General features: G+C 65.2%; 13 protein-coding genes. 6 read left to right on the top strand and 7 right to left on the bottom strand.

Annotated elements, in window-relative coordinates; genetic code table 11:
* Nucleotides 1-56: 56 nt before the first annotated feature.
* On the bottom strand, nucleotides 57-596 hold the full coding sequence (locus V3572_RS11950) for a YceD family protein (protein ID WP_332111223.1): 540 nt from the start codon (nucleotides 594-596) through the stop codon (nucleotides 57-59).
* A gap of 192 nt (nucleotides 597-788) precedes the next feature.
* On the opposite strand from V3572_RS11950, the gene rpmB reads away from it, so the two are divergent.
* Complete coding sequence (gene rpmB, locus V3572_RS11945) at nucleotides 789-998, top strand: 50S ribosomal protein L28 (protein WP_332111222.1); 210 nt, start codon at nucleotides 789-791, stop codon at nucleotides 996-998.
* 78 nt (nucleotides 999-1,076) lie between these two features.
* On the opposite strand, the gene V3572_RS11940 is transcribed toward rpmB, so the two are convergent.
* Complete coding sequence (locus V3572_RS11940; RefSeq protein ID WP_332111221.1) at nucleotides 1,077-1,976, bottom strand: LysR family transcriptional regulator; 900 nt, start codon at nucleotides 1,974-1,976, stop codon at nucleotides 1,077-1,079.
* Nucleotides 1,977-2,151: 175 nt separating this feature from the next.
* Here V3572_RS11940 and V3572_RS11935 point away from each other — a divergent pair, with 175 nt between their 5' ends.
* A complete protein-coding gene (locus tag V3572_RS11935; protein WP_332111220.1) occupies nucleotides 2,152-2,478 on the top strand; it encodes a hypothetical protein in 327 nt (108 codons plus the stop codon).
* Between the two features lie 16 nt (nucleotides 2,479-2,494).
* On the opposite strand, the gene V3572_RS11930 is transcribed toward V3572_RS11935, so the two are convergent.
* Both V3572_RS11930 and glgP read right to left on the bottom strand, forming a co-directional pair.
* Nucleotides 2,495-4,108, bottom strand: a complete 1,614-nt coding sequence (locus V3572_RS11930; RefSeq protein ID WP_332111219.1) for a peptide chain release factor 3 — start codon at nucleotides 4,106-4,108, stop codon at nucleotides 2,495-2,497.
* 162 nt (nucleotides 4,109-4,270) lie between these two features.
* Nucleotides 4,271-6,838 (bottom strand): alpha-glucan family phosphorylase, encoded by a 2,568-nt coding sequence (glgP, locus tag V3572_RS11925; protein WP_332111217.1) that lies wholly within the window; start codon nucleotides 6,836-6,838, stop codon nucleotides 4,271-4,273.
* Between the two features lie 314 nt (nucleotides 6,839-7,152).
* Between glgP and rplU the strand changes: the two genes are divergently transcribed.
* The 4 genes from rplU to motA all read left to right on the top strand — a co-directional run bounded on the left by rplU (nucleotide 7,153) and on the right by motA (nucleotide 9,832).
* Nucleotides 7,153-7,464 carry a 50S ribosomal protein L21 gene (gene rplU / locus V3572_RS11920; protein ID WP_332111216.1) on the top strand — a complete coding sequence of 104 codons (312 nt, stop codon included), beginning with the start codon at nucleotides 7,153-7,155 and terminating at the stop codon, nucleotides 7,462-7,464.
* Nucleotides 7,465-7,488: 24 nt separating this feature from the next.
* A complete protein-coding gene (gene rpmA, locus V3572_RS11915; RefSeq protein ID WP_163300758.1) occupies nucleotides 7,489-7,752 on the top strand; it encodes a 50S ribosomal protein L27 in 264 nt (87 codons plus the stop codon).
* A gap of 172 nt (nucleotides 7,753-7,924) precedes the next feature.
* Nucleotides 7,925-8,905: a flagellar motor protein MotB gene (locus V3572_RS11910; protein ID WP_332111215.1), complete on the top strand. Its 981-nt coding sequence runs from the start codon at nucleotides 7,925-7,927 to the stop codon at nucleotides 8,903-8,905.
* Between the two features lie 60 nt (nucleotides 8,906-8,965).
* Nucleotides 8,966-9,832, top strand: coding sequence for a flagellar motor stator protein MotA (motA, locus tag V3572_RS11905; RefSeq protein ID WP_332111214.1), 867 nt, complete (start codon nucleotides 8,966-8,968; stop codon nucleotides 9,830-9,832).
* A 68-nt stretch (nucleotides 9,833-9,900) separates the two neighbouring features.
* Here motA and V3572_RS11900 read toward each other — a convergent pair whose 3' ends face one another.
* From V3572_RS11900 to V3572_RS11890, 3 genes are read right to left on the bottom strand one after another with little or no spacing between them, the layout of a single operon-like run.
* Nucleotides 9,901-11,196 carry a hemolysin family protein gene (locus V3572_RS11900; protein WP_332111213.1) on the bottom strand — a complete coding sequence of 432 codons (1,296 nt, stop codon included), beginning with the start codon at nucleotides 11,194-11,196 and terminating at the stop codon, nucleotides 9,901-9,903.
* Between the two features lie 60 nt (nucleotides 11,197-11,256).
* Complete coding sequence (locus V3572_RS11895) at nucleotides 11,257-11,796, bottom strand: hypothetical protein (protein ID WP_332111212.1); 540 nt, start codon at nucleotides 11,794-11,796, stop codon at nucleotides 11,257-11,259.
* The gene (locus V3572_RS11890) at nucleotides 11,793-12,758 is read right to left on the bottom strand and encodes a GGDEF domain-containing response regulator (protein WP_332111210.1); all 966 of its coding nucleotides are present in this window, start codon (nucleotides 12,756-12,758) and stop codon (nucleotides 11,793-11,795) included. Before V3572_RS11890 ends, V3572_RS11895 begins: the two co-directional genes overlap by 4 nt.
* Nucleotides 12,759-12,929: the final 171 nt, after the last annotated feature.

The raw sequence follows: 12,929 nt of genomic DNA, 5'->3' as shown, positions 1-12,929 counted from the left end.
CGACGTATGTTTTTCTCGTCACCGCAGCGTCCAAAAGGGGCGCGCGGACACCCGCACTAATTCGTCGGCTTCGTGACGCGAAGCCCGCGCAGGGGCGCAAGCCGCAGATCTCCGTCCGATTCGCCGCAGGAGCAGGAACCGTCCCCGATCTTGCGTCCGCATCCGGGGCACAGCCCCAGGCAGTCTTCGGAGCACAGGGGTTTGACCGGCAAGGCCAAAACGAATTGCTCCCAGAGAATTCCGCCGACATCCAACTCCAGCACTTTTCCCCGGCGACGCAAAAGCGAAGTCTCCAGGGACAACTCACCTTGCAAGGGCAGTTCTTCGTACAATTCGAAGGGACTGTCCAGGACTACCACGGCATCCTCGGCGCACCGGTCGCACGGGGTGATCGCCTGGCCCGTAAGCCTTCCCCGCACGAGCACGCCGGTTTTCTGCGGCGTGACGTTCACTTCCGCCACGGGAGCGGCCCCCGGGGCGAACCGGTACGGCAGGCCGTACTCACGTATCGGCTCCACCCAGACGGCCGGGTCAGAAAAGGAAAAGTCCCGGCCTGTGGCCGGGATGTCGGTGATATCCAGCCAAAGTTCGGTCATGGTTCCCCCGCGCAAGGAAATCGTTGCTATCCGCGAACGCGGTCCTTGTCAAGAAAAAGCTTGCGAAACCCGCCATGGGCGTGTATCAGGCGAAGTTCTTCACGCGTCATACTGTGCCCGGCTCGGCAAGGCGGGTGTGGAGTTTCAAAAAACGCTTTCCGCAAAGGCGGATACGATATCCGGAGGGAACCCATGGCCAAGATGTGCGACAAGTGCGGCAAAAAGCCCCAGAGCGGCAACAACGTCAGCCACGCCAACAACAAAAGCAAGCGCCGTTTCAAGCCCAACCTGTTTTCGGTTCGGGCCCAGCTGCCTTCGGGCGAGGTGACGACGATCACCGTGTGCACCCGCTGCCTGCGTTCGGGCGAGGTGGTCAAGCCCAAGGCCAAAAACGCCATCTAGCTTCCGTTAAAATCCCCGTTTTTTTACGCTCCCCTGCCCGGCCGCGCGCCCGGCGGGGGAGCCTTTCTTGCGCCGCGCTCAGCATGCGTCCGGCGCCTCGTCCCACACCTCCCCCACCACGCCGCACACGGCCCGGATCACCGGGTCCGCCTCCCGCGTCCGGCGGTACAGAAACGACAGGGCCAGGCTCATGGGCTCGCGCTCCCACACGCAGACATCCCCGGCCGCGCAGGCGTCCAGGGCATCGTCGCGGCGAAGAAGCGTCAAGCCGCAGCCCGCCGCCACCAACGCCCGCAGGGTGGAGTCGTTGTCGCCCACGATGACCTTGTTAAGCGAAAATCCCTTGTGGGCGAAGGTCTCCTCCAGAAGGAACTGGAACGGACAGCGGGCCGGAAACCACACCCAGGGCATTCCCGACAACTCCCCCCAGTCCGCCTCTTCGATGCGTCCCCGCCAGGAGGCCGGCCCCACGATGGCCATATCCACCCGGCACAGCGGCAAACCCGCCATCTCGGCCCCCGGATCATTCCCGGTCACGTAGGCGAAGGCCGCGTCGAGTTCGCCGGTCACAAGCCCGTCCAGGGCGTCGGCCGTGCTGTACTGCATGAGGTGCAGTTCGATGCGCGGATGGTCCGCACGCATGCGGGCCAGAAATTCCGGCATGCGCAGCCGACCCGGCTCGTTGTTGAGCCCGATGCGGACCACGCCCACGGCCTCGGCACGAAACGACCCGGCCGCCGACAACAATTCCCCGGCCGCCTCCAGGGTCCGTCTGGCCCGCTCGACCAGTTCCCGCCCGGCGTCCGTCAGGCGCATGCCCCTGGCCGTGCGGGCGAAAAGCTCCAGCCCCAGCTCTTCCTCCAGGGCCTTGATCTGGGCGCTCACCGCAGGCCCGCTGGCGTTGATGCGCTGGGCCGCCCGGGTCAGGTTCCCGGTCTCGGCCACGGTCACGAAGGTTCGCAGTTGGTACAGTTCCATTTCGTCTGATCCCGTTGCCCGAAGCGTTCCGTTTTTCTGAACGCCGCGTTTCGAACATGCGATTGGATTTGTCCGCCGTTTCCGTCCTACCACATATCCGTCCACCCGCTCCCATGGCACACCCGCCGTCCGTCGTAAAGCTGCAAACGGGCGGTACAACGCAGGAGAAACCGGCATGTTCACCACGAAACAACTCGCCGCCATCGCCATCCTGGCCGTCTGCCTGCTGGCCCTTTTGGCCGGAAAACCCGAGGGCGACGCATCCATCGCCCCGCCCCGGCCGACGGCGCGCCACAGCCCTGGCCCGGACCAGGGGCAAAGCCCCGGACCGAAGCCGGACCAGGCCGAAAACATCTTCGCGGCCCGCTATGCGGCCTATTTTGAAAAGGGGATCTACCCGGGGCTGCCCGTGACCATGTGCGAGGCCAAGCTTTTGGAATGCCGGGGCCTGGACTACGTCGCCTGCCGGGAAAGCTGCCGTCAGGCCTGCGGCCTGAAATGAGGCCCCGGGGGGCGCGTCATGCGGACACGCACTCCCGGGCGGTCAGGAAGGTCACCTGGGGCCATTCCTCGATGGCCTTCTCAAGGCGCCATTCGTTGGCGAAGGACATGGCCGGGAGGCCGTCGGAATCGGTGAGCATGACGCTTGCGTTCTCGCGGCGCATGCGGTCCAGGACCGCCGACTCGCCCGTAAGCCAGCGCACGGCGGCGATGTTCACCGGCTCCACGACGATATGCACGTCGTATTCCGCCCGCAGCCGCTCGGTGATCACGTCGAACTGCAACACCCCCACCGCCCCGAGGATGTGTTCGCGCCCGGTCACGGGCCGGAAAAGCTGGATGGCCCCTTCCTCGGTGAGCTGGGCCAGGCCCTTTTCCATCTGCTTGGCCTTGAAGGGATTTTTGAGGATCACCCGGCGGAAGTGCTCGGGCGCGAAATGGGGGATGCCCAGATAGCGCAGGGGTTCCCGGCCGCACAGGGTGTCGCCGATGCGTAGCGTGCCGTGGTTGGGGATGCCGATGATGTCCCCAGGCCAGGCCTCGTCGGCGTGGGCCCGGTCCTGGGCCATGAAGATGGTGGCGTTGTGGACCAGCATGTCCTTGCCCGTGCGCTGGTGCGAAACCCGCGTCCCCCGGGTGAAGCAGCCGGAATTGACGCGCAAAAAGGCCATCCGGTCCCGGTGGGCCGGGTCCATGTTGGCCTGGATCTTGAAAACCACCCCGGAGAAGGGCTCCTCCAGGGGCGAGACCTCCCGGGTTTCGGTCTGCCGGGGCCGGGGGGCCGGGGCGTGGCGCAAAAAGGCGTCCAGAAGCTCACGCACCCCGAAGTTGTTCACGGCGCTGCCGAAAAAGACCGGGGTCTGCTTGCCCGCCAGATACCGCCCATGGTCGAAGGGATAGCCCGCGCCTTCAAGCAGTTCGATGTCGTGGCGTAGGCCGTCCGCGGCCTGGGCCCCCACCTGGCGGTCCAGTTCCGGATCGGTAAGGCCCCGCACCAGCACGGATTCCCGGGGCCTGGCCCCCTTGTCCTCCCCGGTCTGGAAAAAGCGCAGCATCTTTTGCGGGATGTCGTAGACGCCCTGGAACAGCTTGCCCATGCCGATGGGCCAGGTCATGGCCGCGCATTCGATGCCGAGACTGCCTTCAATGTCGTCGAAGAGCTCAAACGGCGACCGCCCGTCCCGGTCCAGCTTGTTGATGAACGTCATGATCGGGGTGTCGCGCATGCGGCAGACGTCCATGAGCTTTCGGGTCTGGGTCTCCACGCCCTTGACGCTGTCGATGACCATGAGCGCCGAGTCCACGGCCGTCAGCACCCGGTAGGTGTCTTCGGAAAAGTCCTGGTGGCCCGGGGTGTCCAGGAGGTTGACGGCGAATCCGTCGTAGTCGAACTGCATGACCGAGGAGGTCACGGAGATGCCGCGCTCCTTTTCAATGGCCATCCAGTCGGAGGTGGCGTGGCGGGAGGCCTTTTTGGCCTTGACCGCCCCGGCCATGCGGATGGCCCCGCCGAAAAGGAGCAGCTTCTCGGTCAGCGTGGTCTTGCCCGCGTCGGGATGGCTGATAATGGCGAACGTGCGGCGGCGTTCCACCTCGCGTTTGAGGCGGGTCATGAAGGCGATGTCGGACATGGTGGTCTCGTCGTGCCGGATGGCCGGACTTGGTTGTCGTTGGCGGGCCGAAGCCGGGTGGGTATCCGCCTTTACCCCGTGCCGTCAACGCATGACGGCGGGGGAAGCGTCCCTCCCCCGCCGCCGTTTACGACCAAGCCGTCTTCGGCTGGTCCGCCGTTATCAGTTCTGCGCCCAGCGGATAAGCCCCAGGGAATGGGAATCCAGAAGCAGGGGGTGGTGCGGCAGGATGCGCACCGTGAATCCGAAACGCCCGGCCTCGGCCGGGGTGATCTCGCCCGTGAACAGATGCCAGCCGTCGCCGACGGTGGACGTGGGCTTCATGACCGTGGTCTCGCGCTGGGCGAACTTGCCCTCGTAGTTGAGGCGGCCGGAATAGATCTGCACCTCCACGTCCTGGGGGCGAATGCCGTTTAAGTGGACCTCGGCGGTCACGGTCACGGGATCGCCCACATGCAGTTGCTCCGGATCCCCGGCCTGGATGTTGCGGATGTCCAGGTTGCTCCACTTGGTCATCATGTCCATGCGCCAGGAGGCCAGATCCTTGGCGGCGGCGTAGTCGTTTTTCACCAGCAGGTTGTAGTTGTCCAGGGCCGGGACGTAGGCGATGCGGGCATAGTCCTCCACCATGCGGTGGGAGTTGTAGACGGGCGCCAGGGAGCTTATGGACTCCTTCATCTTGCGGATCCAGTTGCGGGGCAGGTTGCCGTGGCCGCGCTCGTAGAAGGTGGGGATGACCTCGTTTTCGATGATGTTGTAGGTGGTCTGGCTCTCCACGAAGTCCTGATAGGCTGCGTCCTCGTATTCCTCGCCCTGGCCGATGGCCCAGCCCACGCTGTTGTCCGGCCGCCAGGCCTCGGCCCACCAGCCGTCCAGGGTGCTCAAATTGAGGACGCCGTTGCACATGGCCTTCATGCCGCTGGTGCCGCAGGCCTCGAGCGGACGGCGCGGGGTGTTGAGCCACACGTCGCAGCCCTGCACCAGGTAGCTGGCCACCTCCATGTCGTAGTCCTCAAGAAAAACCATGCTGTAGCGGCATTCGGACGAGGTGCATAGCTGCACCAGTTCCTGGATGATCTTTTTCCCCTCGTTGTCGTGGGGGTGGGCCTTGCCCGCGAACACGAACTGCACGGGCCGGGGGGAGTCGCTGATGATTTTGATCAGGCGCTCCTTGTCCTGGAGCAGCATGTTGGCCCGCTTGTAGGTGGCGAAACGCCGGGCGAAGCCGATGGTCAGGGCCTGGGGATCGAGAACTTCCTCGGACATCAGGAGTTCCTTGCGCTTGGCCCCCCGGGCCAGGAGCTGCTCGCGCAGCTTGACCCGCACATAGCCCACCAGGCGTTCGCGCAGGCGTTCGTGGGTGCGCCACAACTCGGCGTCGGAGATGGCCTGGGCCTGGGAAAAGACCCGGGGGCAATCCGGATCCTCGCGCCAGTTGGCCCCCAGATAGCGGTCGTAGAGGGCGCCGATGTCCTGAGCCACCCAGGTGGGCACATGCACCCCGTTGGTGATGGCCCCGATGGGCACGTCCTCCACGGGATACTGGCTCCACACCCGGTTCCACATCTTGCGCGAGACCACCCCGTGCAGTTGGCTGACCCCGTTGTTGAAGCGGGAGAGCTTCAGCGCCAGAACCGGCATGCAGAAGTGCTCGGCGTCGTTGCGCGGGTCTTCGCGGCCAAGGGCTAAAAAGACCTTGAAGGCCAGTCCGAGCTTTTTGGCGTAGTCCTCGAAATAGGGCTGCATGAGTTCGGGCGGAAAGCGGTCGTTTCCGGCCGGGACCGGGGTGTGGGTGGTGAACACGCTGCTCGAGGCGGCCAGTTCCAGGGCGGCCTCGAAGGACAGGCCGTTTTGGCGCATGAAGTTGCCGATGCGCTCAAGTCCGGCAAAGGCCGAATGGCCCTCGTTCATGTGGATGACCCGGGGGGAGAGCCCCAGGGCCGCAAGCGCCCGGATGCCGCCGATGCCCAGGAGGTATTCCTGGCGCACGCGCATCTCCAGGTCGCCGCCGTAGAGGCGGGCCGTGATCTGGCGCGAGGCGGGCTGGTTCTCGGGCACGTTGGAGTCCAGGAGATACAGCGACACCCGGCCCACCTGGGCCTTCCAGATCTGGGCGGACACCTTCTCGCCGCGCAGGTCCACGGAGATCAGGATGCGGCCGCCGGAGGCGTCCTTGCACAGCGTCACCGGCAATTGCTCGAAGTCGTAGATGGGATAGCGTTCCTGCTGCCAGCCGTCCGGGGTCAGGTATTGGCGGAAATAGCCCTGCTGGTAGCACAGGCCGATGCCAGCCAGGGGGACGTTTAAGTCGCTGGCGGACTTGAGATGATCCCCGGCCAGGATGCCCAGGCCCCCGGAATAGACCGGCAGGCACAGGGAGATGCCGTATTCCAGGCTGAAATAGGCCACCACGGGTTCGCCGGTCTTGTCCGGAAAGGGGATGGAGGTGGCTTTCCTGGCCAGATAGGCGGCCAGGCGCTGGCGCAGATCACCCAGGCGCTCCAGGAAAAAATCGTCCTCGGCCAGGCTCTCCAGGGTTTTCTGGGGCAGGCGGTTCAGGAAGGCGATGGGATTGCCATAGCATTCCCGCCACAGTTTGTGATCCACCTGGGCAAAAAGCGACACGATTTCGGTGTTCCAGGAAAACCAATAATTGTAGGCCAGCTCCCACAGCGGCTTGAGCTTGGGCGGCAGTTTGGGTACGACGCTATAGACGCGAAGAGGCTGCATATCCTTTCCTCCGGAATCGTGGCGTTGGAAAATGCGTGGGGGAATCCGCCTTCCGCGCGGCGAGACGCGGCAAAACCACGGTCCCGTTGTCGTTCTAGCCGCAAGGCGCAACAAAACGCAAGCCCGGAAAAACGGCCCGGAAAACCGTGCTGTGGCCGGGTTTTTCGGGGAGGTAACACGGAGCGCGCCGCGTAACACGAAGATTCGATGGCGTTTTGCTTCTCCAAAAAAACACATCTCCCCCGGAAAAACGGGGTTGACGGACACCAGGGTTTGGGGTAGACAACGCCTCTTCTTTTGCGGAGGGAAAATTCATGTACGCGATCATCGAGACCGGCGGAAAGCAATATCGGGTTCAGGAAGGCAACAAGATCCAGGTGGAGAAACTTCCGGTGGAAACCGGGAATGAACTGACCCTGGACAAGGTGCTCATGGTGGGCGGCGAGACCGGAGTCAAGATCGGCGCGCCCTATGTCGAAGGCGCGGCCGTGACCTGCGTGGTCAGCGGCCAGGCCCGGGGCCCCAAGATTGTGGTCTTCCACAAGTGGCGGCGCAACGACTCCCACAAGAAAACCGGCCACCGCCAGGACTACACCACCCTGGAAGTGAAATCCATTCGGGCCTAACGCCCGGCAGCAAGGAGGCCCATCATGGCTCATAAAAAAGCAGGCGGAAGCTCCAGAAACGGACGCGACAGCGCCGGGCAGCGGCGTGGCGTGAAGCGCTTCGGCGGGCAGCAGGTGCTGGCCGGCAACATCCTGGTGCGCCAGCTCGGCACCAAGTTCCATCCCGGCGAGAACGTCGGCATGGGCCGCGACTACACCCTGTTCGCGCTCATCGACGGCGTGGTCAAGTTTGAAAAGTACACCCGCCGCAACAAAGTCAAGACCCGGGTAGCCGTCCTCCCGGCCTAACGTCCTTTCATGGCGCGGTTTTTTCGGGAGCGGGCTTTTGCCCGTTCCCTTTTTTTTGGTCTTGCCTCCGGGACCGCTCCCGGGTACACCAGCATAACACATTAAATTGGCACGGGTTTTGAATAGTTTTTGCCCAAACGGCCGCCCAGGGCGGCCAGGGACGCGGTGAGGCATGGCGGAACAGGGACACAAGGCCCCGATCATCATCAAAAAGATCAAAAAGTCCGAGGCGGGGGCGCACGGCGGCCAGTGGAAGGTGGCCTACGCCGACTTCGTCACGGCCATGATGGCCTTTTTCCTGCTGATGTGGCTTTTAAACATGACGCCCAAGGAGAAGCAGGAAGAGGTCGCCACCTATTTTCGCGAGTTCAGCCTGTTTGAGGCCCCAGGCCCCGGGGCCATCCCCCTGGAGACCGGGGGCCTTGGTCCGCCCGCCGTGGTCAGCAGTTCGTCGGAGCGTCCCGACGGCCCGGCGGCGGAGGTGGGCGGCGGCACGGGCGTGGGGCCCGAGGCCGGAGGGCCTTCCGCCGAGCAAAAGCGCGTGGCCGAGATGGTCCAGGCCCAGTTGCGCCAAACCCTGCCGGAACTGGCCGACCAGGTCAGCGTGGTGGCCGAGGACGGCAAGGTGCGCATCGAGATCATGGACAAGCTGGACCGGCCCATTTTCGAGCGCGGCCGGGCCGTCCTGACCCCCGACGCCCAGCGCATCCTGGCCACGCTCACCGGGGTGCTCAAAAAAGACGACCTGCGGGTGATCGTGGAGGGCCACACCGACGCCGCCCCCTACGGCACCGAGGCCTACACCAACTGGGAGCTGTCCACGGATCGGGCCCAGGCCGCCAGACGCCTCATGCTCAAGGACGGCTTTCCGCAAAAAAACATCGTCATGGTGGCCGGGTTCGCCGCCACCATGCCCTATGTCCCGTCCGACCCCCTGGACGCCAGGAACCGCCGCATCAGCCTTTTGCTTTTCCAGGAGCCCGAGCCCGGCCAGGCGGACGAGGACGGCACTGCCCAGGGCCAAGCCGGAAACGGCCAACAAACCGAGGCCGCGCCAGCGCCAGACGCGCCGCCGCCTATGCCCTCGGCCAACGATCTTCTTGAACGGGAAATCGACAAAATATATGATAAGGCCACCGAAAAACAGTTCTGATGCGACAGGCGCGTCGACACGGCCCCTGTTCCGCATCCACCTCGACCATCCGGCGGAACCATGTTCGTCATAATCGGCGTCGTCATCGTCCTTGGGGCCGTGGGCCTGGGCTTTTTCTTTGAGAAAGGCAACTTCTCCCTGCTTTTTTCAGCCGCCCCGGCGGAAATGCTGATCATCTTCGGCGGGGCCTTCGGCTCCCTGGTCATCAGTTCCCCGAAAGAGGTGCTGGGACAGGTCTTCAAGAGCTTATTCGCCATCCTCGGGTCCATGAAGACCAGCAAGGGCTACTATCTGGAGATGCTCACGGTGCTCTCCATGCTGTTCATGAAGATCCGCCGCGAGGGGCTGGTGGCCATCGAAAAGGACATCGAGCATCCCACGGAAAGCCCCATTTTCAGCGCGTTCGCCAAAAACAAGAACAACGCCGCCGTAGTCTGCTTCGTGTGCGACACCATGCGCATCTTCTCCACGGTGAACATCGAACAGCACGAATTCGACAACATCATGGACTCCGACATCGAGGCCTCGGCCCACGAGGCCCTGATCGCGGCCCACACCATGAACAAGACCGCCGACGCCCTGCCGGGCCTGGGCATCGTGGCCGCGGTGCTCGGCGTGGTCATCACCATGGGCAAGCTCAACGAGCCGCCCGAGGTGCTCGGGCACTCCATCGGCGCGGCCCTGGTGGGCACCATGCTCGGCGTGCTCGGCTGCTACGGATTCTTAGGCCCCATGGCCGCGAACATGGAGCACCGGGCCAAGGAAGTGGAGGCCACGCTGTTGGTGGTCAAGGCGGCGCTGGGGGCGTTTGTCGGCGGCAATCCGCCGCCCGTGGCCCTGGAGGCCGGACGCCGGGCCATCCCCACCGGCCACCGTCCCACCTTCGAGGAGCTGGAAGAGGCCATCAAGGCGTCCAAGGGCAAATAATGCCCCCGCTTAGGGATTCCCAAGGGGGCGCGGCCCCCTTGGGCCGCCGGAGGCCTTCCCCGCTCCCGCTACGGCGCGGGCGTCGCCAGCACCCGGTCGATGCGCCGCCCGTCCATGTCCACGATCTCGAACCGCCATCCGGCGTGAACCACGGCCTGCCCCATGGCCGGGGCCGAGTGCAGCCGGGCCAGGATGAATCCGGCCAGGGTGCGGTGGGCCTCCTCCGGGGCGGCCAGGCCAAGCCCCACACGGTCGAAGGCCTCGTCCACGGGCAAAAGCCCGTCCAAAAGCCAGGAGCCGTCCTCACGGCGCACGGCCGCCGGTTCCTCGGCCTCGTCCGGGGAGACGATGTCCCCCACCACGGCCTCCAGGATGTCCCCCAGGGTGGCGATGCCCTGCACGTCCCCGTATTCGTCCACCACCACGGCAAACCGCATGCCCGGCCGGGTCCGGAACCGCTCCAGAAGGGTCAGCACCCGGGTGCTCTCCAGGACGTAGACCGGATCGTGGGCCAGCTTCGCCAGGTCCGGCGTCTCCCCGGCGGCCATGGCGGCCAGAAACTCCTTGGCCCGCACCACCCCCATGATGGCGCTGATGTCCTCCCGGGCCACGGGATAGCGCGAATAGGGATTGTCCATGACCACGCGCAGGTTGTGCTCCAGGGAGGCCTGGGCGTCGAGCCAGCGCACCTTCAGGCGGTGGGTCATGCACAGCCCCACCCGGCGATCCCCCAGCCGGATGATGCGCTCCACCATGCGCCGCTCCCCCTGCTCCAGCACCCCGGTCCTGGCCGCTTCCGACAGAAGGCCGCGCAGATCCTCCTCGGTCATCTCCCGCCCCGGGGCGCCCGATACGCCGAAAAGCCGTAGCAGCAGGTCCGTGGAGCCGCCCAGAAGGCGCACCACCGGCGTGCTCGCGGCCATGAGCCAGGACATGGCCGGGGCGCAGGCCACGGCCAAAAGCTCCGGGTGGGCGAAGGCCAGCCGCTTGGGCACAAGCTCCCCCACCACGATGGACAGGTAGGTCAGGCCTGCCACCACGATCCCCAGCGAAAGGCCTGCGGCATATCCGGACAGGGCCGGGATGCCCGCAAAATATCCGGACAGGGGTTCGGCCAGGGTGGCCCCGCCGAAGGCCCCGGTGAACACCCCCACCAGGGTGATGCCCACCTGCACCGTGGGGAAAAAGGCCTCGGGCCGGTCGAGCAGGGCCAGGGCCTTGGCCGCCCCCCGGCGCCCGGCTTTGGCCATGGCCAAAAGCCGCAGCCGGTTGGCGGACACCAGGGCCATCTCCGCCAGGGCGAAAAATCCGTTGAGCAGGATGCACAGCAAAACCACGCCGATTTGAGCGGCAAGCCTATCCATGCGCGACCTCTCGGGGTGTCATGTCGTGGCCAAAGGACGGGGCCGGACGCGGCCCCGGGATTACAGCGAAGCGGGAAGGAAAAGGGCCATGCAGGCCACGCAGGGAGTTCCGGCGGCGATGCGGGCCGCCGTGGTCTGGTCGGTCAGATATTTGGCGGAATACCCCGTGGCGGAATACGCCTCGATGTCGGTCTCCACCAGGGCCACGGCCCCGTCGCCCTGCACGACGAAGACCAGGGTCACGAACACCCGGGCGGCGGGCCTGACCTCGGCCCCCACGGCGGGGCACTGGGCCGCCCCCCGGGCCACGTCGTATTCGGCCGCGAAGCGGACCATGGTCTGCTTTTGCTCGTTCACATAGGTTTCCCAGACCGGATTGGAAAAATAGGCGTAGGCGGCCAGGGCCTGCCCCACGCTGATCCCCGAGTCCGGAATGATGCGTGCGGCCCGCACCAGGCTTGCGGGGTCGTCGCCGTTGCCGCCGCAGGCCGCCACAAGGGCCAACACCGCAACGAGGACCGGCCGGAACTTGGCGGATACGGCCCGGGGAAGCCCCGCGCACCGGGCGCCCCGGCAGACGGGAAAACCGTCGCGGTTCACAGGACCTCCCGTTTTTCCACCCGGTTGCGGCCGTTGGTCTTGGCCTGGTACAAGGCGCCGTCCGAGGCCAGCAGCAGGGCCTTGCCCCCCTGGTCCACCCGGGGGGTCACGCTGGCCGCCCCGATGCTCACCGTGATATGGTCGGCCGCCGTGGAACTGGCGTGCTCGATGTCCAGGCTGCGCACGTTCTCGCGGATCTCCTCGGCAATGGCCAGGGCCCCGGTCTCGTCCGTGGCGGGCAGGATGACCACGAATTCCTCGCCGCCGAAGCGGGCCACAAAATCCCCCGGCCGTTTGAGCACCGTGCAGATGGCCTCGGCCACGGCCTTCAGGCAGCAGTCGCCCCGCAGGTGTCCGTAGGTGTCGTTGAAGGCCTTGAAAAAATCGATATCGATCATGAGCAGGGCCAAGGGCATGTTGTCCCGCCGGGCCCGCAACCATTCCTTGTCGTAGACTTCCTCAAAACGCCGCCGATTGCTCACGGAGGTCAGGCCGTCCTGGTTGGAGAGTTGCTCCAGCCGTTCGGTCAGGGCCTCAAGCTCGCGCTCCCTGGCCTTGCGGCGGTCGATCTCCTCCTTGAGCCGCAACACCGAGCGCACCCGGGCGCACAACTCCAGACGATTGACGGGCTTGCTGATGTAGTCGTTGGCCCCGGCCTCAAGAGCCCGTTCCAGGCTGGCCACCTCGTCGCGCACCGTGACCATGATCACCGGCACGTCGCGGAACCGTTCATCGGCCTTGAGCCGCTTGGTGGCCTCAATGCCGTCCATTTCGGGCATGACGATGTCCATGAGGATCAGATCCACATCGGAGTCGCCGTTTCTGCCCACGCCCTCCTCCAGGATCCGCAGGGCGGAAACGGCGTCGTGCGCCTCGACGATATCCTCGTATCCCGCCCCGCGCAGGATTCCGCCCAGGAGCATGGTCTGAGACCGGGAGTCGTCCACCACGAGTATTTTCATATCATAGCTCGCTTACGGCATGCGCCGCGATCTCCTTGATCTGACCGCAGACTGGATATTCGACGGGAATCCGTCAACCGTTGTTGCACACTACGCGCAATATCAGAAAAAAGAAACTCTCACCGCGCAAGGATTCATGCGGCAGGCATCATCAGGGGAGAAAGAGGGAAC

Origin of the sequence: Desulfolutivibrio sp., from assembly GCF_036584575.1 — a bacterium.
Taxonomy (GTDB): domain Bacteria; phylum Desulfobacterota; class Desulfovibrionia; order Desulfovibrionales; family Desulfovibrionaceae; genus Desulfolutivibrio.
The sequence above is the reverse complement of the archived record's forward strand: the minus strand, read 5'-3'. Positions and strand labels throughout refer to the sequence as shown.